Here is a 21,512-nt window from a genome sequence, read left to right on the forward strand (position 1 = left end):
CCCCCGCCCGCATCTTGCGTGATGCGGGCGGGGGCGATGGTTTTACTCTGGCAGGATACGAACCGCACCCCTGTCGGCCGACGACGCGAAGGCCGCATAGGCTTTCAGCGCGGTGGTGACATTGCGCTTGCGCGGTTCGGCCGGTTTCCAGCCCAGTTCATCCTGCGCGGCGCGACGCGTTGCCAATTCGGCCTCATCCACCAGCAGGTCGATGGTGCGGTTCGGGATGTCGATGGCGATCGTGTCGCCATTCTTGACCAGCCCGATCAAGCCACCCTGCGCCGCCTCGGGCGAAGCATGACCGATCGACAGGCCCGAGGTCCCGCCCGAGAAGCGGCCATCGGTGATCAGCGCGCAGGCTTTGCCCAGCCCCTTCGATTTCAGGTAGCTGGTCGGATACAGCATTTCCTGCATGCCGGGCCCACCCTTGGGGCCTTCGTAGCGGATGACGACCACATCGCCCGCCTTGACCTTGTTGCCCAGAATGCCGCTGACCGCCGCGTCCTGGCTTTCAAAGACCACGGCCGGGCCGGTGAATTTCAGGATCGATTCATCGACACCCGCCGTCTTCACGATGCAGCCGTCCAGCGCGATATTGCCTTTCAGGACGGCGAGGCCGCCATCTGCCGTGAAGGGCGAGTTGACCGAGCGGATCACGCCATTCTGCCGGTCAAGGTCCAGCTCATCCCAACGGGCGCTCTGCGAGAAGGCAACCTGCGTCGGCACACCGCCCGGAGCTGCGCGGAAGAAGTTGTGCACGGTCTCGCTGTCGGTCCGGCTGATGTCCCAGCGGTCGATCGCCTCACCCAGCGTGGGGGTGTGGACGGTCGGCGTGTCGCGATGGATCAGGCCACCCCGCTCCAGCTGACCAAGGATCGCCATGATCCCGCCCGCGCGGTGGACATCCTCCATATGCACGTCCTGCTTGGCCGGGGCGACCTTGGACAGGCAGGGCACCTTTCGGCTGAGCTGGTCGATATCCTTCAGGTCGAAATCGATCCCACCCTCATGCGCGGCGGCAAGGATATGCAGCACCGTGTTGGTCGAACCGCCCATCGCGATGTCCAGCGACATGGCGTTTTCAAACGCCTTCTTGTTGGCGACATTGCGCGGCAGGACGCTGTAATCGTTCTGCTCATAATGGCGGCGGGCCAGATCGACGATCAGATGGCCAGCCTCGACAAACAGACGCTTGCGATCGGAATGGGTCGCCAGCGTCGAGCCATTGCCCGGCAGCGACAGACCCAGCGCCTCGGTCAGGCAGTTCATCGAGTTCGCCGTGAACATGCCCGAGCAGGAGCCACAGGTCGGACAGGCCGAACGCTCGATGACCTGAACGTCCTCGTCCGAAACCGAGTCGTCTGCGGCGGCGACCATGGCATCGACCAGATCCAGCGCATGGGTCTTGCCATGCATGACGACCTTGCCGGCCTCCATCGGCCCGCCGGAAACGAAAACCGCCGGGATGTTCAGCCGCATCGCCGCGTTCAGCATGCCGGGGGTGATCTTGTCGCAGTTCGAGATGCAGACCATCGCATCGGCGCAATGGGCATTGACCATGTATTCGACGCTGTCGGCGATGATTTCGCGCGAGGGCAGCGAATACAGCATGCCGTCATGGCCCATGGCGATGCCGTCATCGACCGCGATGGTGTTGAACTCCTTCGCGACGCCGCCCGCGGCCTCGATCTCGCGCGCGACCAGCTGGCCAAGGTCCTTGAGGTGGACATGGCCCGGCACGAATTGCGTGAACGAGTTGACGACCGCGATGATCGGCTTGCCGAAGTCCCCGTCCTTCATCCCCGTGGCGCGCCAGAGGCCACGGGCCCCTGCCATATTGCGTCCATGGGTAGTCGTGCGAGAGCGATAGGCTGGCATGTTCGAAATTCCCGTGTGGATCTGGACCGCTGGCGGCCCGTCTGCGGCAGGGTTACCACTTATCGCAGGCAAGTTGCCAGAGCCGGACGTCAAATTCCGCCCGATTCTGCAACAAAAACATCGTGAGCCCGGTCCGTCACGAAACTTTCTGTCCCGAGCGCCTGCCGAACTCCCTGCAACCCACTGCATGCGCATGTTATATACTTTATGTATTTTTTTATTTGATTTTTGTGTCGACTGCGAGGATACAAATTGAGTCAACGGTCACTCAAAGACCCGAACACCAACACGGGAGACAATAATGAAGACCTCGCTTCTTGCCCTTGCCGCCGTGGCAACCACGCTGGCCGGTCCGGCGCTTGCTGACAAGCTTGATGACATCATCGCCGCAGGCACTCTGCGCTGTGCCGTCGTGCTGGATTTCCCTCCGATGGGTTCGCGTGACGCGAATAACAATCCGCAGGGCTTCGACGTGGATTACTGCAACGATCTGGCGAAATCGCTGGGCGTCACCGCCGAAGTGGTCGAGACCACCTTCCCCGAGCGTATCCCCGCACTTATGTCGGGTTCGGTCGATGTCGCCGTCGCCTCGACCTCGGACACGCTGGAACGCGCCAAGACCGTCGGCTTCTCGATCCCCTATTACGCCTTTGAAAACGCCGTCGTCTCGCGCGAGGGGCTGGACATGGCGAATTGGGAAGGCATGAAGGGCAAGACCGTCGGCGCCACCGCCGGCACCTATGAGGCGATCTGGCTTGAGGGCAAGGTCAAGGAATGGGGCGCGGGCGAATTCCGTCCTTACCAGAACCAGGCCGATGTGTTCCTGGCACTGTCGCAGGGTCAGCTGGACGCCACCGTCTCGACCGTCGAAGTCGCCGAGGCCAATGTGAAATCGGGCAATTTCAAGGGCATCAAGATCGTCGACAAGGCCCCGATGGTGCCCGACTATGTCGCACTGATCACGCTGCGCGAGGAATACGGCCTGATCAACTACATGAACCTGTTCATCAACCAGCAGGTCCGCACCGGCCGCTATGCCGAGCTTTACAAGAAATGGGTCGGCGAGGGTGAGCCCGCGAACCTGACGATTCAGGGCGTCTATCGCTGATCCTTCCGCCTGTTCGCGGTGCGGGGCCTGCGCGCCCCGCATCGCATCACCGCTCAAAGCCATGAGGCGGTCATGTTCAATTACAATTTCCGCTGGAATCAGGCGCTGAATTCCCTTCCGCAGATGCTGGAAGGTGCGCTTGTGACCATCGAGATCGCGCTGCTGTCGATGCTGATCGGCATTGCGGTCGCGATCCTTCTGACCGTCTTCCGACTGTCGGGAAACCGCATCCTTTCCGCCATCGCCACAACTTGGGTCGAGATCGCCCGCAACACGCCCGCGCTGTTCCAGATCTACATGGTGCATTTCGGGCTTGGCGACTTCGGCATCCATCTTAGCCCGTTCCTGTCCCTGCTGATCGGTATCGCCTTCAACAATGCAGGCTATCTGGCCGAGAACTTCCGCGGCGCGCTGAAAGCCATTCCCGACACCCAAGCACGCGCGGCGCGCTCGCTGGGGATGAGCGCGGGCAAGGCCTTCCGCCATGTCGTGATGCCGCAGATGCTGCGGATCTCGTTCCTGCCGATGACCAACCAGATGGTCTGGGCGATCCTGATGACCTCGCTGGGCGCGGTCGTCGCGATGAATACCGACCTTTACGGCGTCACCAGTGAGCTGAACGCGCGCACCTTCCGCACCTTCGAGCTTTTCGCCATCGCCGCCGTGATCTTCTATGTGATCACCAAGGCGATCACCCTTTCGGCCCGCGTCCTTGCGGCCCGGCTGTTCCGTTACTGAAGGGGGCCGCGATGTTCGATACTGCTTTGAACGCCAACGATCTGATCTTCCTCGCCAAGGGTGCGGGGATGACGCTGATCGTCACCGCGATCTCGGTCTTTTTCGGCACGGTGCTTGGCATCGTCTTCGGGGTCTTCCGCTATCAGGTAGGGCCTTGGTGGGCCGCACCTTTGACCTTCGTTCTGGATGTCTTCCGCTCGATCCCCTTGCTGATCCAACTGGTGCTGGCCAACGCCTTTGTCACGACGGTGCTGGGGATCCGCATCTCGGGCTTCACCGTCGCCTGCGGGGTGCTGTCGCTTTACACCGCCGCCTATTGCGCGGAAATCGTGCGCGGCGGCATCGAATCCGTGCCGCTGACCCTGCGTCGCGCGGCGCGCTCGCTGGGCCTTAGCTGGCGTCAGGACATGACCAATATCGTCATGCCGCTGGCGACCCGCGTGGCGCTGCCGTCTTGGATCGGGCTTGCGCTTGGCGTGATGAAGGACTCGGCGCTGGTCTATATCGTGCAGGTGGTCGAGCTGCTGAAATCGACCCAGATTCTGATCACCCGCCTGCAAGAACCGCTGTTCCTGCTGATGGTCTGCGGTGCCTTCTACTTCCTTATTTCCTTCCCCATCGCCCGTTTCGGCGGCTATCTGGAGAAACGGTGGTCCCATGATTGAGATCCAGAACGTCCGCAAATCCTTCGGCTCGCTGGAGGTCCTCAAGGGCATCGACCTGACTGTCGCCAAGGGCGAGGTGCTGACCATCATCGGCGGCTCGGGCTCGGGTAAATCGACGCTTCTGACCTGCATCAACGGGCTCGAGCCGATCGATTCCGGCAAGATCCTGGTCGACGGAACCGAGGTCCATGCCAAAGCCACCGACCTCAACAAGCTGCGCCAGAAAATCGGGATCGTCTTCCAGCAATGGAACGCCTTCCCGCATCTGACCGTGCTGGAAAACGTCATGCTGGCCCCGCGCAAGGTGCTGGGCATCCCCAAAGCCCGCGCCGAGGAAATCGCCGTCAAGCAGCTGACCCATGTCGGCCTTGCCGACAAGCTGGGTGTCTATCCGACCCGGATGTCGGGTGGCCAGCAGCAGCGCATGGCCATTGCGCGTGCCTTGGCCATGTCGCCCGATTACATGTTGTTCGATGAGGTCACGTCGGCGCTTGACCCGCAGCTTGTGGGCGAGGTTCTGGACACCCTGCGCATGCTCGCCTCCGAAGGAATGACCATGATCTGCGTCACGCATGAGATGAAATTCGCCCGCGAAGTCTCGGACCGGGTCGCCTTCTTCCATAAGGGCGTCATGGCCGAAATCGCCCCCCCGGCCGAGCTTTTCGGCGCACCCAAGGACCCCGAGCTGCAGAAATTCCTCGCGGCGACACATTGAACATGAACCAGACTTCATCGTTTCCCAAATACCCCGGGGTGCGGGGTGGAACCCCGCCGCAGACGGATGTCATCGTCATCGGCGCGGGTGTCGTGGGCCTGTCCACCGCCATCGCCCTGCAATCGCGCGGCCTGACCGTCACCGTCCTTGACCGCGAAGGTCCGGCAGCGGGTGCCTCGGCCGGCAATGCCGGCGCTTTCGCCTTCACCGACATTCTGCCCATGGCTTCACCGGGCATCCTGAAGAAGGCCCCGAAATGGCTGCTGGACCCGCTGGGGCCGCTTTCGGTGCCGCCATCCTACGCGCTGACGATCGCGCCATGGATGTACCGCTTCTGGCGCGCCTGTTCGCCCGCCCGTGTCGCCCATTCGACGGCTGCCCAGACCGCGCTGATGGACCTGTCGCGGGCCGAGCTTGAGCCATTCCTCGCCGCCTCGGGCACGCTGCCTATGCTGCGCAAGGATGGCAACCTGCAGGTCTATGAAACCGAGGCCGAATTTCAAGCCGCGCTGCCCGGTTGGCAGGCCCGCGCCCGCCACGGGATCGAGTTCCAGCACATGGACGCGGACCAGATGGCCGCGCTGCAGCCGGGAATCGCGCCGCGCTTCATCAAGGGTACCTTCACACCCGGTTGGCATTCCATCGCCGATCCGCGGCTTTACACCCTTGCCCTGGCCCAGCATTTCCGTGCCCAGGGCGGCGTGATCGAGCAGGCGGGCGTGACCTCGCTGCGCCCCGTCGAAGGCGGCGTCGAGATCGACGGCACGCGCCTTGCCAGCCATGTCGTCGTCGCGGCGGGGGCCTTCTCGCATCGCATCGCGCGCAGCCTTGGCGAAAACATCCCGCTGGAAACCGAACGCGGCTACAACACCACCCTGCCGCCCGGCGCGCTGGATCTGCGCACGCAGATCACCTTTGGCGGGCATGGCTTTGTCGTCTCGAACCTGTCGACCGGCATCCGCGTCGGCGGTGCGGTCGAACTGGGCGGGCTGGAACTGCCGCCGAACTTCAAACGCTCGGACGCGATGCTGGCCAAGGCCAAGGCCTTCCTGCCCGGCCTCGACACCGAAGGGGGCGCGCAATGGATGGGCTTCCGTCCGTCGCTGCCCGACAGCCTGCCGGTGATCGGCCATGCCCGCGCGACGCGGCGCGTGACCTATGCCTTTGGCCACGGCCATCTGGGCCTGACGCAATCGGCGGGCACCGCGCGCCTTGTCGCCGAACTGGTGACGGGCCACCGTCCCGCCATCGACCTTACTCCCTTCTCGCCCCAAAGGTTCTGACCCATGACGACCCATACTTTTTCCTGCATCGACGGGCATACCTGCGGCAATCCCGTGCGCCTCGTTTCGGGCGGTGGCCCGCGCCTTGAGGGCGCGAACATGCTGGAACGGCGCGCGCATTTCCTGCGCGAATTCGACTGGGTCCGCACCGGCCTGATGTATGAACCGCGCGGCCATGACATGATGTCGGGCAGCATCCTTTACCCGCCGACCCGCCCCGATTGCGACGTGGCGGTGCTGTTCATCGAAACCTCGGGCTGCCTGCCGATGTGCGGCCACGGCACCATCGGCACCATCACCATGGCCATCGAAAACGGCCTGATCCAGCCGCGCGAGCCGGGCAAGCTGTCGATCGACGCCCCCGCTGGCAAGGTCGATATCACCTATCGCCAAGAGGGCCGCTTCGTCGAGGAAGTCCGCCTGACCAACGTGCCGGGCTTCCTTTACGCCGAGGGCCTGACCGCCGAGGTCGAGGGTCTGGGCGAGATCGTGGTAGACGTGGCCTATGGCGGCAATTTCTACGCCATCGTCGAGCCTCAGAAGAACTTCCGCGACATGGCCGACCATACCGCGACCGAGCTGGTCGGTTGGTCGCCAAAACTGCGCGCCGCGCTGAACGCGAAATACGAATTCGTCCATCCCGAACACCCCGAGATCAACGGCCTTTCCCATATCCAATGGACCGGCGCGCCGACGGTCGAGGGCGCCCACGCCCGCAACGCCGTCTTCTACGGCGAAAAGGCCATCGACCGCAGCCCCTGCGGCACCGGAACCTCGGCCCGCATGGCGCAGCTTGCCGCCAAAGGGGAACTGAAGACGGGCGACGAATTCTGGCACGAATCCATCATCGGCTCGATCTTCAAGGGCCGGGTCGAGGCCGAGACCACCGTGGCGAACCGCCCGGCGATCATCCCGTCGATCGCGGGCTGGGCGCGGATGACCGGCTATAACACCATCTTCATCGACGAACGCGATCCCTTTGCGCATGGCTTCGTGGTGAAATGACAAACGACGCCGCCCTGTCCATCCTCTCCGGCACGGCTGAAGGGCCGGTTCTGGCTTTGGCCGAGGGGCTCAGCTTCTGGGGCGGCGTCGATCCGGCCACGGCGCGGGTGATCGACACGCATCACCCTGCGCATGGCGCAGATATCGCGGGCAAGGTGCTGCTGATGCCGACCAGCCGGGGCTCGTGCTCTGGCTCGGGCGTGATCCTCGACATGGCGCTGTCGGGGCGTGCGCCCGCCGCGCTGATCTTTTCCGAAGCCGAGGACGTGCTGACCCTTGGCACGCTGATCGCAGCCGAGATGTTTCAGCGCCCCCTGCCCGTGTTGCGGGTGTCCCCCGCAGTCATGGCCCGGCTGGCCGCAGCATCTTTCCTGCGGATCGGCCCCGACGCGATCACGGGCGACGGTATCAGCATCCCCGTCACCATCCCCGCGCCCGAGGCGCTGGACCTGACGGACGCTGACCGCGCCATGCTGGACGGGCACGACGGCAACGCCACGGCGCTGGCCATGCGGATCATCTGCGCCATGGCCCGCCAGCAAGGCGCGCATGCACTGATCGACATCACACGCGGCCATGTCGATGGCTGCATCTATGCCAGCCCCGCCAACCTGACTTTCGCCGAGGAAATGCTGGCGCTTGGCGCACGTGTCCGGGTGCCGACCACGATGAACGCCATCTCGGTCGACCGCCAGAACTGGCAAGCGCAGGGCGTGCCGCCGGTCTTTGGCAACCCGGCCGCGCGGCTGGCCGATGCCTATGTCCGCATGGGCTGCCAGCCCAGCTTCACCTGCGCGCCCTATCTGCTGGAAGACGCCCCCGAACAGGGTGAGGCGCTGGCCTGGGCGGAATCGAACGCCGTCATCTATGCCAATAGCGTGTTGGGCGCGCGCAGCCCCAAACATCCGGATTTTCTGGAATTCTGCATGGCGGTCACGGGACGCGCGCCACTTTCCGGTGTCTATCTGGACGCGGGGCGCAAGGCCGCCGCCATTCTCGATGTCGACCTCCCCCAAGGCGCGGATGAGTCGATCTGGCCACTGATCGGCTATCTGGCCGGGCGGCTATGCCCCGACCGTATTCCGCTGCTGCGGGGACTGTCCGGGGCGCAGCGAAACCCCGACGACCTCAAGGCACTTTGCGCGGCTTTTGGCACGACCTCGGCCGCGCCCATGTTGCATATCGACGGCGTGACGCCCGAGGCTGACGGCGCCGCCCTGCCCGATGCGCCAAGCCAGCAGATCACCCGCGCCGATCTGGCCAAGGGCTGGGACCTGCTGAACCACGGTCCGTCTGGGGTCGACCTGATCGCCATCGGCAGCCCCCATGCCTCGGCCCCCGAATGCCGGGCGCTGGCGGATCTGCTGTCGGGGCGCACCATCCGCATCCCTGTCATCGTCACTGCGGGCCGTCAGGTCATATCCGCGCTGCGCGACGATGGGACGTTGGCCCGGTTGGAACAGGCGGGGGTGCAGGTGATCCCCGACCTGTGCTGGTGCTCGATCTCGGAGCCCGTCTTTCCGCCCGCCGCCCGCGTGGTGATGACCAATTCCGGCAAATACGCCCATTACGGGCCGGGACTTTCCGGCCGGGACATGCGCTTCGGCAGCCTCGCCGATTGCGTGACAGCCGCCATGACCGCAAGCGCATCGCCGCGCCCGGCATGGCTAGAATGACCAAAGGACCAAAGGCATGCGCAGCAGCAAGACCATCCACGTGATTTCCGCCCATGCCGAGGGCGAGGTGGGCGACGTGATCGTGGGGGGCGTCCTGCCCCCACCCGGCGACACCATCTGGGAACAAAGCCGCTGGATCGCCCGCGACCAGACCCTGCGCAATTTCGTCCTGAACGAGCCGCGCGGCGGCGTCTTTCGCCATGTAAACCTGCTGGTCCCGCCGAAACACCCCGAGGCCGACGCCGCCTTCATCATCATGGAACCCGAGGACACGCCACCGATGTCCGGGTCGAACTCGATCTGCGTGTCGACGGTGCTGCTGGATGGCGGGCTGATCCCGATGCAGGAACCGGAAACCCACCTGACCCTTGAGGCCCCCGGCGGGCTGGTCCGCGTCCGCGCCGAATGCCGGAACGGCAAGGCCGAGCGCATCTTTGTCCAGAACCTGCCGAGCTTCGCCGGCGACCTCGACCAGAAGCTGGAGGTCGAGGGCTTAGGCACATTGACCGTCGACACCGCCTTTGGCGGCGACAGCTTTGTCATTGTCGATGCGCAGGCCATGGGTTTTTCGCTGGTCGAGGCCGAGGCCCATGACATCGCCCGCCTTGGCGTGCGCATCACCGATGCGGCGAACGCCGCCTTGCGCTTCCAGCACCCGACACTGCCTGACTGGAAGCATTTTTCGTTCTGCTTGTTCGCCGGTCCGCTCGAACGCGGTCCCGAAGGTCTGCGTGCAGGTGCCGCAGTTGCGATCCAGCCGGGCAAGGTCGACCGCTCGCCCACCGGCACCGCGCTTTCGGCCCGCATGGCGGTGCTGCATGCGCGTGGCCAGATGACGATGGACGACAGCCTGACCGCCGTTTCGCTGATCGGCTCGACCTTTCAGGGCCGCATCCTGGGCACAACGCAGGTCGGCGACACCCCGGCGATCCTGCCCGAGATCTCGGGCCGGGGCTGGGTCACCGGCATCCATCAGCACATGCTGGACCCCTCGGACCCTTGGCCGCAGGGTTACCGGCTGGCCGATAGCTGGGGGGCGCGGTGACGCTTGCGCCCACCCGGACAAACCACCAGAAGGCCCGTTCTTTCAACGACAGGAAACCCGCGCCTATGACCAAGCAACCTTCATCTCCGGCCACCGAGCGCAAGCGCGGCGAAGGGGTGAAATTCGTCTACGAGATCCTGCGCGACGAAATCATCGACCTCGTCCTGCCGCCGGGCAGCCCGATCGACGAAATCCAGCTGGCCGAACGCCTGTCCATGTCGCGCACCCCCATCCGCGAGGCGCTGGTCCGGCTGGCGGGCGAAGGGCTGGTCACGACACTGCCCAACCGCTCGACCGTGGTGTCGAATATCGACTTCCTGAACCTGCACACCTTCTTTGACGCGCTGACGCTGATGTATCGCGTCACCACCCGGCTGGCCGCCGAATATCGCAGCCCTGCCGATCTTGAGGTGATCCGCAGCCGTCAGGCCGAATTCGCCCATGCGGTCGAAACACAGGACGCGCTGGCGATGATCTCAACCAATCGCGAGTTTCATGCCGCCATCGCCGAGGCCGGGCGCAATCCCTATTACCTCGGACTGTTCCTGCGTCTGCTGGACGAAGGGCGGCGGATGCTGCGGATCTACTATTCGTCCTTCGACGACCGCTTGCCGCAGCAATATGTCGATGAACATGACGGACTTGTCGCCGCGATCGAGGCCCGCGACATTGCCCTTGCCGACCGGCTGGCCGCGCAACATGCCGACCAGATCGTCAACCAGATCCGGCAGATGATGGCCCGCGACCGCCGCCAGCAGATCGCGCTTTAACCCGGCCCAAATCGCTCAAGCCCGCCGTGCGCCTGTCGTCGGCGGGCTTTTGCATGGGCGGTCGAAAACTTGTCGACAAGAAAAATACAAATGATATTGTGAAAGTCGACCGAAAGCCGATTCGGGGCCTCTCGCCACGAATCCCGACAGGAGAAACGACCCATGAACGCCCAGATCTTTTCCGGCTGCATCCCGGCCCTGATGACCCCCTGCACCGAGGACCGCCGCCCTGACTTCGATGCGCTGGTGCGCAAGGGCAAGGAACTGATCGCTGCGGGCATGTCGGCAGTGGTCTATTGCGGCTCGATGGGGGATTGGCCGCTGATCTCGGACGAAGAGCGCATGGAAGGCGTCGAGCGTCTGGTCAAGGCCGGGGTTCCGGTCATCGTCGGCACCGGCGCGATCAACACCGCCAAGGCCGTGGTACTGGCCGCCCATGCCCAGAAAGTCGGCGCGCATGGCCTGATGGTCATTCCCCGCGTGCTGTCACGCGGCCCCTCGATCTCCGCGCAGCGCCACCATTTCAAGGCGATCCTCGCCGCCGCGCCGAACCTTCCGGCGGTCATCTACAACAGCCCCTATTACGGTTTCGCAACCAAGGCCGACCTGTTCTTCTCCCTTCGCGCCGAACATCCGAACCTGATCGGCTTCAAGGAATTCGGTGGCCCCGCCGATATGCGCTATGCCGCCGAAAACATCACCAGCCGCGATGACGGCGTGACCCTGATGATCGGCGTCGACACCTGCGTCTTCCACGGTTTCGTCAATTGCGGCGCCAAAGGCGCGATCACCGGCATCGGCTGCGTCCTGCCCAAGGAAGTGCTGCATCTGGTCGCGCTGTGCGAAGCGGCTGCGAAAGGCGATGTCGAGGCCCGTCAGCGCGCGCTGGAGCTGGAAGCCGCACTGGCCGTGCTGTCCTCGTTCGACGAAGGCCCGGATCTGGTCCTGTACTTCAAGCACATGATGGTGCTGAAGGGGAACCCGGAATACCTCCTGCACTTCATCGAGACCGACGCGCTCAGCGACAGCCAGCGCGGCTATGCCGAGGCCCAGCTGAAACTGTTCGACGGCTGGTATGCCGATTGGTCGAAACAGCCGAGCGCCCTGAAATACGCCGCCTGATCACGCCTTGAACTCAAGGGCGTCGCCATTCCGGCGGCGCCCGCCCCCGCGGCACGGCGAACACGCCCACCTCCAAAGTCAGGCTTCCCCAAGGAAGCCCTTGCGCTGACCGCCCAAGCCGTGGTTCCCTTCGCCTCAGAAGGCTGAACCATCGCAACTGACGGTGATCATGTCGCTATTTTCATACCTAACCGATCCAGTCGCCGCGCTTTTCATCTGCCTAGGACTCGGACATCTGATCGGCCGCTTGCGGATCGGTCCGGTCGCCATCGGCGGCGTCTGCGGCACATTGTTCGTGGCACTTGCCCTTGGCCAGTTCGGCGTCCGCCTGCCGGTTGAGCTGAAGGACACGGCCTTCGCACTGTTCATCTATGCGCTTGGCTTCACGGCCGGGCCGCAATTCTTTGCCAATATCCGGGGCGGGGCGCGCTATGCCGTGTTTCCGCTGATCGAGGTGACGGTTGCCCTGTCACTGACCTTGGCGGCGGTCGCTTTCTTCCAGCTGGATGCAGGCACGGCAGCGGGGCTTTTCGCAGGTTCGGCCACGGAATCGGCGGTACTGGGCACCGCCTCGGAGGCGATTTCCAAGCTGGATCTGGACCCCGTCCAATCCGAGGAAATGCTGGCCAATATCGCCACCGCCTACAGCCTGACTTACCTGTTCGGGCTGATCTCGATCGTGGTTTTCGTGACCCAGATCGCCCCAGCCATGTTGCGCCGAAACGTGCGGGCCGAGGCTGCTGCCCTGCTGGACAAGCTGGGCGGCGGCGAGGAAGGGGTCGACACCTCCCTGCCCGTCATCGTCGAGCGCGCCTTTGAGGCGGGCGACCTGGCCGGTCAGACGGCCCGCGAATTCGAGGAAAAACGCCACTGGACCGTGGTGATCCAGGGGGTCAAGCGTGACGGCAAGCTGCTGCCCGTGGATCTAGATTTCGTGATCCAGCCCGACGATATCGTGCTGCTGCGCGGACGACGCAGCACCCTGATTGCCGCCGGCAAGATTCTGGGCCGCGAGGTTCAATACGCCGAGGCCACCGGCTTTCCCGTCACCACCGCCGAGGTCATCCTGTCCCGGCGCGAGGTCTTTGGCCGCGAGTCGCGCGAATTGCGCCGCCTTGCCCGCCCCGAGGATCAGCGCGGGATCTTTGTCACCCAGATCCGCCGCATGGGGCATGATATCCCGGCCCTGCCCAAGACCATCCTGCAGGAAGGCGACGTCCTGACCCTGTTCGGCCCCGAGGAATCGGTCAAGCGCGCGGTCAAGGGTCTGGGCGAGCCGCTTCCCCCCGACGAGGTCACCGATTTTACCTTCCTTGGCCTTGGCATCCTTGTGGGTCTGCTGATCGGCCATCTCAGCTTCCGGATGGGCGCGCTGGACCTGACGCTGGGTCTGGGGGGCGGCGCGCTGCTCTCGGGGCTGCTGTTCGGCTGGCTCAACATGCGCTTTCCGCGCCACGGCGCCTTCCCCGAGGCTGCCGCGCATTTCGCCAAGGATTTCGGCCTGACCGTCTTTATCGCGGCCATCGGTTTGGGTGCCGGACCCGACGCGATCAAGCTGATCAAGGAATATGGTCTGGTCTTTCCGGTGCTGGGCATCCTGCTATCGACCGCGCCCGCCTTCGTGTCGCTGTTCGTCGGCCTGAAGCTGATGCGCGTGCCGCTGCCGATCCTGCTGGGGGCCATCGCCGGCCAGCATTGCAGCACGCCCGCGATCAGTGCGCTGGTCAATCTGGCAGGCAATGCGACGCCGGTCATCGGCTATACCGTCACCTATGCCGTGGCCAATGTGCTGCTGCCGCTGACCGGGCCAATCATCGTCAATCTGGCGCACGCCTTGTCCGGTTAGACCGCCATCTGGGCCAATGCCGCCGCCAGCCGGGCCGAGGCTTCGACCCCGTCGATCACCTGCAATGTCGTGCGGCGCGCAAGCTCGGCTTTTAGTCCCGCCATCCCAGCGCAGCCCAGAATGGCGGCCTGCGCTTGGTCATGGTCGCGTGCCTGTCGCATCTCATCGGCGAGCCTTTGGCAAACTTCCTCGCCACCGGCCTCAACGGTCAGGACCGGCAGTCCCGATGGCCGCACGCCCCGGCACAGCGTGTCATAGCCGGAGGCGCGGATATTCCCCTCGATCACCGGGACCGAGACGGCCAGCGTAGTGATCACCGAATAGCGCAGCCCCAGAAGGGTCGCGGTGGCAAAGGCAGACTGCCCGATGCCCAGAACCGGGCAATGCGCGGCCATGCGCATCTGGTCCAGACCGACATCGTCGAAACAGGCGATAACGATGGCATCCGCCCCAGCCTCCCTCGCCGCGGGAAGCTGCGCCAGCAGACCGGGGATGGCCGCCGCACCATCCTCGGGGCCCTGAATCGCGGGCGGGGCACCATGGTTTGTCCAGCCGAGGATTTCGGCCTTGGGCAGGGCCTGACGTGCCACTGCGACGATACCGTCGGTCATATGCGCCGATGAATTTGGGTTCAGATATAGCAGCTTCATCAGCCGGCCCGTCTTGCGCGGCGTTTGCCAAGAACCCAGAGCGTGCCAAGGAAGGCCAGAATGATGGCAAAGGAAAACACCGTGGTCAGCGTTCCCAGCGCAAAGATCACCGGCTTGGTGACATTGGTCGTCATGCCAAAGATCTCCAGCGGCAGGGTGTTATGGCTGCCCGCCGTCAGCAGGGTGCGCGCGAATTCGTCATAGGACAGCGAGAAGCCAAACAGCGCCACCCCCACAACCGAGGGCGCGATGATCGGCAACACGACATGGCGGATCGTCTGCCACGGTGTCGCGCCTTGGTCACGGGCGGCCTCCTCAAAGCGTTTGTCGAAGCGGTTGAAGACCGCGAACATGATGAGCAAGCCAAAGGGCAGCGTCCATGTCAGCTGCGCGCCGAAACCGGATGTCGACCAATGCACCTTGGCCCCGATCTGGTTGAAGATCAGCCCCACCCCCAGCGACACTAAGATCGACGGGATCACCAGCGAGGCAATGGTCAGATAGAACAGCGCCCCCGAACCCGTGAAGCGCTTGCGAAACGCCAGCCCGGCCATGACCGAAATGACCACCGTCGCGATCATGACCATCAGTCCCAGCGCGAATGATCGCCGGAACGCGCCCCAGATATCGCCCACGGCCTGCTGTTGGAACAGGTTGTGGAACCAGTAGGTCGAGACCCCGTTCATCGGGAAGGTCAGCCCGCCCTGCGGTCCCTGAAAGCTCAGGATGCCGATGGTGATCGTCGGCCCGTAAAGAAAGACCACGAACAGGATGAAAAAGGCGGTCAGCGCATAGAAGCTGCGCGGGCGCGGTTCCATGTCAAAGCTCCTTGCGGATGTTCACGAAGCGCATCAGCGCGCCGATGATCAGAAGCACCGTAACCAGCAGCACGACCGAAGTGGCCGAGGCCGAAGGGTATTGCAGCAGCGCGATGTCATTCGAGATCAGCCGCCCGACATTGGCCGATTGCGATCCCGACATGAACCGCACGGTGATGAAATCGCCCATCACCAGCGTCAGGACGAAGATCGTGCCGATCATGATGCCGGGCTTGGACAGCGGGATGATCACATTGGTCAGGATCTGCCAGCCCGAGGCACCATTGTCGCGTGCCGCCTCGATCAGCGCGCGGTCGATCCGCATCATCGTGTTGAAGATCGGCACGATCATGAACAACGTGTAAAGATGCACGAAGGCAAGGATCACCGAGAAATCCGAATAAAGCAGCCATTCCAGCGGCTGCTCGATCACCCCCATCCCGATCAGCGTCTGATTGGCGATGCCGTTCCGCCCCAGAAACGGAATCCACGAGATCATGCGGATGATGTTCGAGGTCAGGAACGGAATGGTGCAGACCAGAAACAGCGCCGTCTGCGCCGCGTTCGAACGGATATGGAACGCCAGATAATAGGCGACGGTAAAGCCGATCAGCAGCGTCAGCGCCCAGGTGATCAGCGCGTAGCGCAGCGTCGCCCAGAACACCTTGTAGGTCACGGGCGAGCTGAACAGAAATTGGTAATTCTCGAAGGAAAAGGCCGGGACGATGGTGAATTCGGTCGCCTGCCAGAAGCTGACCACGACGATCATCGCGATCGGCAGCAGCAGGAAAGCCAGCAGCACCAGCAACAATGGCGAGGCCAGCGCCCAGCCTTTGAGCGTGGCGGATTTTTTCATCAGCATCGTCCCGGAGTTGCGGGGAAGGCAGGCCGCGCCCGCCTTCCGGTCAATGCGTCAGGCGGCGATGAACTCGTTCCATTTGCGGACCATGTACTGGTTCTCATCCATGACCGAGTTCCAGCAGGCGACCGCGCCCATGCGATCATAGAAGGACCCGCCATCGCGGCTTTCCCCGGCCTTGGCCAGAAGATCGCCGAAGGGGTTGGCGATGTCCTCGGCGGCGGGCTTGCCCTCGAACCAATAGCCCCATTCGTTCGGGGTCATGAATTCCTTCGAGGTTTCTGGCACGGCGGAATAATAGCCCTGACGCATCAGGAAACCGCCGACCCAGCCCGACAGATACCAGTTGATATATTCATAAGCCGCATCCAGCGCGATGCCGTTCAGCGACTTCGACAGGCCGATGCCGCCGCCCCAGCTGCGATAGCCCTCCTTCAACGGCTGATAGACGCAGGGGATGCCACGGGTCTTGACGGCGGTGATGGCGGGCGACCACATCGACTGGATCACCACCTCGCCCGAGGCCATCAGGTTCACGCTTTCATCGAATGACTTCCAAAAGGCGCGGAACTGGCCGTTCTTCTTGGCCTCGGTAAAGATCGCGATCGTCTTGTCGATCTCTTCCTTGGTCATGTTGCCCTTGTCGCCATATTTGATCTCGCCCATCGACTCGCAGACCATGGCCATGTCCATGATCCCGATCGAGGAAATATCCAGAAGCGAGGCCTTGCCCTTGAATTCCGGGTTCAGCAGCTCGGCCCAGGTCGAGATCGGGCGCCCGATCAGGTCAGGCCGGATGCCCAGCGTGTCGGCGTTGTAGATCGTGGGGATCAGCGTCATCCACTGCGTCTGTTCCTTGGCGAAGGTCTTGCTGTCCGGGCCTTCGACGAAACCGACAGAATGCGGCGCGGTGCCTTGGGCGATGACGCTTTCCGGGGTCAGCTTGCCATCCTTGAAGATGCCGACGATCTTGTCGTAATTCTTGATCTTGCTGGTATCCATCGCCTGAAGGTTGCCGGTCGGCCAGACCTTCTTGCAGATCCAGTATTCGATATCGGCAATGTCGAAGCTGTCGGGCTGGGTCGCGGCGCGCTGGGTGACGCTGTCGCTGTCAAGCGCCGTCATTTCCAGCGTGAAGCCCAGGTCTTCCTTCACCTTTTGGGCCACCTCGTTCAGGTTCGAGACGCCGGTGCCGAACTGGCGCAGGGTCACGTCCTTGATTTCCTGCGCCCAGATCATCGGCGCGGGCAAGGCCGAGGCGGCCAGCGCCGCGCCTCCGGTCTTCAGCAGAGAACGGCGGGAAAATCTCATTCGGGACATGGCATTTCCTCTCTGTCGGTTTTTTGTTGGTGGTTCATTCAGGCTTCCAGCGGGTGCTGCCAGCGGGCATCCCAACCCAGCCGGACGGCATCGCCGGGATTGATCGGCTGACCGAAGAAGGTCTCCTCGGGCAGCAGGGCCACGATTTCCTCGTCAGCGGCGGTGCGGGTGGTCACGGCGACGCGGTCGCCCTGATATTCGACCCCGGTTGTGGTCGCCGGCAGACCGTCCGCGCCGATACGGATCACGTCAGAACGGATCGCATAGCGCCCGCCATCGACGGTGACGACATTATGCCCACCCATGAAACGCGCGACGAATTCGGTGCGTGGTTTGCCCCAGACATCGCGCGGGGGGCCAGCCTGTTCGATGACGGCGTTGTTCATCACCACGACCTCATCGGCCAAGGCCAGCGCCTCGTCCTGACCATGGGTGACATGGATGAAGGTGATTTCCAGCTCGCGTTGCAGACGCTTGAGTTCCGCCCGCATCCGAATGCGCAGGAAGGGGTCCAGCGCCGAAAGCGGCTCATCCAGCAGCAGCACGCGTGGTTCGGTAATGAGCGCACGGGCTAGGGCAACGCGCTGCTGCTGACCGCCGGACAGTTGCGCCGGCATCCGTTCCGCCAGCTTGTCCATCGCCACCAGTTCCAGCAGCTTTTGCGCACGGGCCAAACGCGTGGACTTGTCGACGCCCTTCATCTTCAAACTGAAGGCCACATTGTCGCGCACCGACAGATGCGGGAACAGCGCATAGCTTTGGAACATCATCGCCGTGCCGCGCTGCGCTGGCGCGAGATGCGAGATTTCCTTGCCCTCCAGCACGATATTGCCGTCCGAGACGCTTTCATGCCCGGCAATCATCCGCAGCGTCGTGGACTTTCCGCAGCCCGAGGGGCCAAGCAAGCAGACATAGCTGGCGGGGGCAAAGATATGACTGATGCCGTCGACCGCCACAGTGTCGCCGTAGCGCTTGGTCAGCTTGGCAAGCTCAAGATCGTTGGGGGTGCGCATTCGCATTCCTTCAAGTCCGGCTGATGCGTCCAAGGCTGCGACGATTTTTGCAGGAGCGAGGTTTTTTCCAGCGATTTCGGCCGGAATTTGTGACTCTGCGCGGCTTTTGATCGCGACACCTGGGATACCGCCCGGAATTTCATCCAAAGTTGTATACAATCATGTGTTCCAGTGCCCGGCCTTGCCTGTCAGACCCACCCGAAACACTTAAATGGGAGAAGGAGAACCGCGATGACCCGGCCCCGCATGGAAAACAGCGCAGATGAGATTGCAGCCTCGCTGGCCCATGCGATCCATGAACATCGACTGGCGCCGGGATCGAAGCTGTCCGAGGACGAGGTGGGTGAGATTTTCGGCGTGTCACGCACCGTCGTGCGGGCGGCATTGCAACGGTTGAGCCACAGTCGGCTGGTGGAGCTCAAGCGCAATCACGGGGCCTTTGTCGCCCAGCCCAGTCTGCGCGAGGCCCGCGAGGTCTTTGAGGCCCGCGCCCTGTTGGAACCTCGCACCGCGCGCTCTGCCGCCGAGAGGATCACTCAGGCCGATATTGCCATTCTCGAACGCCACATCGCCGATGAGCATGAGGCTTTGGACAAGGGCCTGACCGGGCGGGCGCTGTATCTGTCGGGCCAATTCCACGTCGAGATCGCGCGCATCGCGGATCAGGCAACCGTGGCCGAGTTCATCACACAGCTGGTTGCCCGCTCATCCTTGGTGATTGCGTTATACTGGCAGCGGCGCGCGGCGCTTTGCGAAAGCCATGCCCATCATGCCCTGCTGCGCGCCCTTGCCGCGCGGGACGGCGCGCGGGCCGAGGACCTGATGAAGGAGCATCTGGTGACGCTGATGACCTCGCTTGACCTGCGCGGACGCAATGCCGTCCCCACCTCGCTGCGCGAGGCGCTGCGGGGATGAGCGCAACCTACCGCAACATGACCCGCGACGATCTGGCCCTTGTGCTGGACTGGGCAGCAGCCGAGGGCTGGAATCCGGGCCGCGACGATGCCGCCGCTTTCCTTGCCGCCGATCCGAAGGGCTTCTTTATGGCCTCTATCGACCAGACCCCGGTTGCCGCGATTTCGGTGGTCAATCACGGCCCTGGCTTCGCGTTTCTGGGCCTGTATCTGTGCCGACCCGAGTTTCGCGGACAGGGGATCGGCTTTGGCCTGTGGCGGCACGCGATGGAACATGCAGGGCACAGAACCGTCGGATTGGACGGGGTGGCGGCACAACAGGCGAATTATGCGCGTTCGGGTTTCACGCTGGCGGGCAGCACGACGCGGTATCTCGGGGCGTTGGCAGCCGCGCCCGATGACAACATCCGGCCGCTACGGGCCGAGGACGTTCCCGCGATCTACGCATTGGATACAGCAGCGAACGGCTATACCCGACCGGATTTCCTGTCGGCATGGCTGACCGCCTCGGACAGTCGCCTGACCGTGATCGCCGAGGACGCCGAACATCCCATTGGCTTTGCCACGATCCGGCAATGCCGTGAGGGGGTCAAGATCGGCCCCATCATCGCGCCGGATGCTGACACAGCGCTGCGGCTTGCCCGTGCGGCGTTGGTGCAATGCCCGGCCCCGGTGGTGGCCATCGACCTGCCCGAAAGCGCGGGGAATTTCCGCGCGCGGCTGCTGGCTGCAGGCCTGTCGCCGGGCTTCGCCACTGCGCGGATGTATCGCGGTCCTGCCCCCGCAACTTCTGCGCAGCTTCATGCCATTGCCTCGATGGAACTGGGCTAGCGCGCTGCATCATTGACGGCGCGGGCGCGGGCGCACAGTCTGGCGGCTCGGATCGGAGGAGCGATGCGCTATTTCGACTTCAGCTCATGGCAGGGGGTGTTTTCGACCCTGCTGGGACTTGCGGTTTTCACGCTTGTCGGTGTCGGCATCCGGATGCTGATGCTGCTGACCATCCAGCAGCGCCAGCAACGGATGAACCGCCAGATCAACGAAAGACTGCGGGCGCTGATCGCCGCCTACAAGGCGCTTGGCGGGTCGTTCACCGGACAGCTTGAGGTTGATCCGTCCCATCTGCGCGAGCTGCGCCAGCGCCAGACCGACGAAGGCATCGACCTGCCGGCCACCGGCTCGGACCGGATGCGGCGCATCCGCGACGCGGTCGAGGCAGCGCTGTCGGACATTATCCTGCTGGGGACCGAGGATCAGGTGCGTCTGGCCAGCCGCGCCGCAGCCGACATGGCCGAGGGACGCCCGATCCACACCGCGGAACTGGTCGTCTCATTGCGCGACTTCATCCGCGAGGCGCTGGGTCTGGCCCCGGTTCCCGCTGATGTGCAGATCCCGCGTCAGGGACCGGCGCGGCCCGGCGGCAGCACAAGCCGCGCATCCGGCCAGAAAGAGGGCGGCAGCAGCGGTGGCGGCGGCGGAGGGATGGGTGGCATGGGCGGCGGCATGGGAATGGGGATGGGCATCCACCACGGGGACGATGAGTAACCCCTAACCCGTCGGCCCGGTGTCGGGGTTGGCGCCCAGCCGGGCGTCCAGCGCGGTGGTGAAACTGTCGAAGCTTTCGGCGAAAGCGCTCAGTTGGTCCTCGGGCCAGTCACCGACGATTTCGCGGATCAACTCGGTCTTGACGCGGCGGATCTCGGCAAAGATGCGGTCGCCCGTAGCGCTGCGCAGCAGGACGGCGCGGCGGGCATCGCTTTGCGCGACGGCCCGGATCAGGAAGCCCTGCTCGACCAGCCCCGCCACCAGACGGCTGGCGCGCGAGGGGTCGATACGCAATTGCCGGGCGATGTCGCCAACCGATACGCCCTCGCCCGCCTCAGCCGCAGGGACCAGAACCAACACGTCAAGGTCCGACAGATCCAGCGCCGGGGCGACATTCGACAGCGCCATCCGGCTGATCACCCGTCGCCCGATCAGCACCCGAAAGCGCCCCATCGCCGACGAGATCCGATCGATCCCGGCTTGCCTGTCTGAACCGGCCATTGCTGTAAGTCCCCTCATCTGTGCGATTGACATATATATGC

Annotated in this window: 21 protein-coding genes; 14 read left to right on the forward strand and 7 right to left on the reverse strand. The window is 63.9% G+C overall.

The genetic code is table 11. The features are described 5' to 3' along the window. Positions 1-42: 42 nt before the first annotated feature. On the reverse strand, positions 43-1,878 hold the full coding sequence (gene ilvD, locus IB235_RS10405) for a dihydroxy-acid dehydratase (protein ID WP_155040494.1): 1,836 nt from the start codon (positions 1,876-1,878) through the stop codon (positions 43-45). Between the two features lie 301 nt (positions 1,879-2,179). Here ilvD and IB235_RS10410 point away from each other — a divergent pair, with 301 nt between their 5' ends. The 11 genes from IB235_RS10410 (at position 2,180) to aspT (ending at position 13,851) form a co-directional block, all read left to right on the forward strand. Continuing rightward, the gene (locus tag IB235_RS10410) at positions 2,180-2,986 is read left to right on the forward strand and encodes a transporter substrate-binding domain-containing protein (protein WP_155040493.1); all 807 of its coding nucleotides are present in this window, start codon (positions 2,180-2,182) and stop codon (positions 2,984-2,986) included. Between the two features lie 72 nt (positions 2,987-3,058). Continuing rightward, entirely contained in the window at positions 3,059-3,724 is a 666-nt protein-coding gene (locus IB235_RS10415; protein ID WP_192336670.1) for an amino acid ABC transporter permease, read from the forward strand. A gap of 11 nt (positions 3,725-3,735) precedes the next feature. Then, positions 3,736-4,389, forward strand: a complete 654-nt coding sequence (locus tag IB235_RS10420) for an amino acid ABC transporter permease (RefSeq protein WP_192336671.1) — start codon at positions 3,736-3,738, stop codon at positions 4,387-4,389. Then, a complete protein-coding gene (locus IB235_RS10425) occupies positions 4,382-5,104 on the forward strand; it encodes an amino acid ABC transporter ATP-binding protein (RefSeq protein WP_155040490.1) in 723 nt (240 codons plus the stop codon). Before IB235_RS10420 ends, IB235_RS10425 begins: the two co-directional genes overlap by 8 nt. A 2-nt stretch (positions 5,105-5,106) precedes the next feature. Beyond that, positions 5,107-6,387, forward strand: coding sequence for an FAD-binding oxidoreductase (locus IB235_RS10430; RefSeq protein ID WP_192336672.1), 1,281 nt, complete (start codon positions 5,107-5,109; stop codon positions 6,385-6,387). Between the two features lie 3 nt (positions 6,388-6,390). Further along, positions 6,391-7,392: a 4-hydroxyproline epimerase gene (locus IB235_RS10435; RefSeq protein WP_192336673.1), complete on the forward strand. Its 1,002-nt coding sequence runs from the start codon at positions 6,391-6,393 to the stop codon at positions 7,390-7,392. Next, complete coding sequence (locus IB235_RS10440) at positions 7,389-9,068, forward strand: aconitase X (protein ID WP_192336674.1); 1,680 nt, start codon at positions 7,389-7,391, stop codon at positions 9,066-9,068. The genes IB235_RS10435 and IB235_RS10440 overlap by 4 nt, the downstream gene beginning before the upstream one ends. A 16-nt stretch (positions 9,069-9,084) precedes the next feature. Beyond that, positions 9,085-10,113, forward strand: a complete 1,029-nt coding sequence (locus tag IB235_RS10445; RefSeq protein ID WP_155040486.1) for a proline racemase family protein — start codon at positions 9,085-9,087, stop codon at positions 10,111-10,113. Positions 10,114-10,178: 65 nt separating this feature from the next. Then, positions 10,179-10,883 carry a GntR family transcriptional regulator gene (locus tag IB235_RS10450; protein ID WP_155040485.1) on the forward strand — a complete coding sequence of 235 codons (705 nt, stop codon included), beginning with the start codon at positions 10,179-10,181 and terminating at the stop codon, positions 10,881-10,883. Between the two features lie 162 nt (positions 10,884-11,045). Continuing rightward, positions 11,046-12,005, forward strand: coding sequence for a dihydrodipicolinate synthase family protein (locus IB235_RS10455; protein ID WP_192336675.1), 960 nt, complete (start codon positions 11,046-11,048; stop codon positions 12,003-12,005). Between the two features lie 169 nt (positions 12,006-12,174). Then, a complete protein-coding gene (gene aspT / locus IB235_RS10460) occupies positions 12,175-13,851 on the forward strand; it encodes an aspartate-alanine antiporter (protein WP_155040483.1) in 1,677 nt (558 codons plus the stop codon). On the opposite strand, the gene IB235_RS10465 is transcribed toward aspT, so the two are convergent. From IB235_RS10465 to IB235_RS10485, 5 genes are read right to left on the reverse strand one after another with little or no spacing between them, the layout of a single operon-like run. Then, positions 13,848-14,501 (reverse strand): aspartate/glutamate racemase family protein, encoded by a 654-nt coding sequence (locus tag IB235_RS10465; RefSeq protein ID WP_192336676.1) that lies wholly within the window; start codon positions 14,499-14,501, stop codon positions 13,848-13,850. The two genes, aspT and IB235_RS10465, sit on opposite strands and share 4 nt — an antisense overlap. Continuing rightward, positions 14,501-15,319 (reverse strand): ABC transporter permease, encoded by an 819-nt coding sequence (locus IB235_RS10470; RefSeq protein WP_192336677.1) that lies wholly within the window; start codon positions 15,317-15,319, stop codon positions 14,501-14,503. Before IB235_RS10470 ends, IB235_RS10465 begins: the two co-directional genes overlap by 1 nt. A 1-nt stretch (position 15,320) precedes the next feature. Continuing rightward, positions 15,321-16,175, reverse strand: a complete 855-nt coding sequence (locus IB235_RS10475) for an ABC transporter permease (RefSeq protein WP_192336678.1) — start codon at positions 16,173-16,175, stop codon at positions 15,321-15,323. A gap of 57 nt (positions 16,176-16,232) precedes the next feature. Continuing rightward, positions 16,233-17,498 carry a PotD/PotF family extracellular solute-binding protein gene (locus IB235_RS10480; RefSeq protein ID WP_155040479.1) on the reverse strand — a complete coding sequence of 422 codons (1,266 nt, stop codon included), beginning with the start codon at positions 17,496-17,498 and terminating at the stop codon, positions 16,233-16,235. Positions 17,499-17,536: 38 nt separating this feature from the next. Then, positions 17,537-18,511: an ABC transporter ATP-binding protein gene (locus IB235_RS10485; RefSeq protein ID WP_192336679.1), complete on the reverse strand. Its 975-nt coding sequence runs from the start codon at positions 18,509-18,511 to the stop codon at positions 17,537-17,539. A gap of 231 nt (positions 18,512-18,742) precedes the next feature. Between IB235_RS10485 and IB235_RS10490 the strand changes: the two genes are divergently transcribed. From IB235_RS10490 to IB235_RS10500, 3 genes are all read left to right on the forward strand, one after another. Then, the gene (locus tag IB235_RS10490; protein ID WP_192336680.1) at positions 18,743-19,426 is read left to right on the forward strand and encodes a GntR family transcriptional regulator; all 684 of its coding nucleotides are present in this window, start codon (positions 18,743-18,745) and stop codon (positions 19,424-19,426) included. Continuing rightward, positions 19,423-20,256, forward strand: coding sequence for a GNAT family N-acetyltransferase (locus tag IB235_RS10495; RefSeq protein WP_192336681.1), 834 nt, complete (start codon positions 19,423-19,425; stop codon positions 20,254-20,256). The genes IB235_RS10490 and IB235_RS10495 overlap by 4 nt, the downstream gene beginning before the upstream one ends. A 63-nt stretch (positions 20,257-20,319) precedes the next feature. Then, a complete protein-coding gene (locus IB235_RS10500; protein ID WP_192336682.1) occupies positions 20,320-20,970 on the forward strand; it encodes a hypothetical protein in 651 nt (216 codons plus the stop codon). 3 nt (positions 20,971-20,973) lie between these two features. Here IB235_RS10500 and IB235_RS10505 read toward each other — a convergent pair whose 3' ends face one another. Continuing rightward, positions 20,974-21,471 (reverse strand): MarR family winged helix-turn-helix transcriptional regulator, encoded by a 498-nt coding sequence (locus IB235_RS10505; RefSeq protein ID WP_192336683.1) that lies wholly within the window; start codon positions 21,469-21,471, stop codon positions 20,974-20,976. Between the last annotated feature and the right edge of the window lie 41 nt (positions 21,472-21,512).

The sequence above is a fragment of the Paracoccus sp. PAR01 genome (genome assembly GCF_014851995.1).
Classification (GTDB): domain Bacteria; phylum Pseudomonadota; class Alphaproteobacteria; order Rhodobacterales; family Rhodobacteraceae; genus Paracoccus; species Paracoccus litorisediminis.

Bases quoted from the DNA above. Each gene is read 5' to 3' on its own strand.
- ilvD (WP_155040494.1), bottom strand. From the start codon at position 1,878: ATGCCAGCCTATCGCTCTCGCACGACTACCCATGGACGCAATATGGCA.
- IB235_RS10410 (WP_155040493.1), top strand. From the start codon at position 2,180: ATGAAGACCTCGCTTCTTGCCCTTGCCGCCGTGGCAACCACGCTGGCC.
- IB235_RS10415 (WP_192336670.1), top strand. From the start codon at position 3,059: ATGTTCAATTACAATTTCCGCTGGAATCAGGCGCTGAATTCCCTTCCG.
- IB235_RS10420 (WP_192336671.1), top strand. From the start codon at position 3,736: ATGTTCGATACTGCTTTGAACGCCAACGATCTGATCTTCCTCGCCAAG.
- IB235_RS10425 (WP_155040490.1), top strand. From the start codon at position 4,382: ATGATTGAGATCCAGAACGTCCGCAAATCCTTCGGCTCGCTGGAGGTC.
- IB235_RS10430 (WP_192336672.1), top strand. From the start codon at position 5,107: ATGAACCAGACTTCATCGTTTCCCAAATACCCCGGGGTGCGGGGTGGA.
- IB235_RS10435 (WP_192336673.1), top strand. From the start codon at position 6,391: ATGACGACCCATACTTTTTCCTGCATCGACGGGCATACCTGCGGCAAT.
- IB235_RS10440 (WP_192336674.1), top strand. From the start codon at position 7,389: ATGACAAACGACGCCGCCCTGTCCATCCTCTCCGGCACGGCTGAAGGG.
- IB235_RS10445 (WP_155040486.1), top strand. From the start codon at position 9,085: ATGCGCAGCAGCAAGACCATCCACGTGATTTCCGCCCATGCCGAGGGC.
- IB235_RS10450 (WP_155040485.1), top strand. From the start codon at position 10,179: ATGACCAAGCAACCTTCATCTCCGGCCACCGAGCGCAAGCGCGGCGAA.
- IB235_RS10455 (WP_192336675.1), top strand. From the start codon at position 11,046: ATGAACGCCCAGATCTTTTCCGGCTGCATCCCGGCCCTGATGACCCCC.
- aspT (WP_155040483.1), top strand. From the start codon at position 12,175: ATGTCGCTATTTTCATACCTAACCGATCCAGTCGCCGCGCTTTTCATC.
- IB235_RS10465 (WP_192336676.1), bottom strand. From the start codon at position 14,501: ATGAAGCTGCTATATCTGAACCCAAATTCATCGGCGCATATGACCGAC.
- IB235_RS10470 (WP_192336677.1), bottom strand. From the start codon at position 15,319: ATGGAACCGCGCCCGCGCAGCTTCTATGCGCTGACCGCCTTTTTCATC.
- IB235_RS10475 (WP_192336678.1), bottom strand. From the start codon at position 16,175: ATGAAAAAATCCGCCACGCTCAAAGGCTGGGCGCTGGCCTCGCCATTG.
- IB235_RS10480 (WP_155040479.1), bottom strand. From the start codon at position 17,498: ATGTCCCGAATGAGATTTTCCCGCCGTTCTCTGCTGAAGACCGGAGGC.
- IB235_RS10485 (WP_192336679.1), bottom strand. From the start codon at position 18,511: ATGCGCACCCCCAACGATCTTGAGCTTGCCAAGCTGACCAAGCGCTAC.
- IB235_RS10490 (WP_192336680.1), top strand. From the start codon at position 18,743: ATGACCCGGCCCCGCATGGAAAACAGCGCAGATGAGATTGCAGCCTCG.
- IB235_RS10495 (WP_192336681.1), top strand. From the start codon at position 19,423: ATGAGCGCAACCTACCGCAACATGACCCGCGACGATCTGGCCCTTGTG.
- IB235_RS10500 (WP_192336682.1), top strand. From the start codon at position 20,320: ATGCGCTATTTCGACTTCAGCTCATGGCAGGGGGTGTTTTCGACCCTG.
- IB235_RS10505 (WP_192336683.1), bottom strand. From the start codon at position 21,471: ATGGCCGGTTCAGACAGGCAAGCCGGGATCGATCGGATCTCGTCGGCG.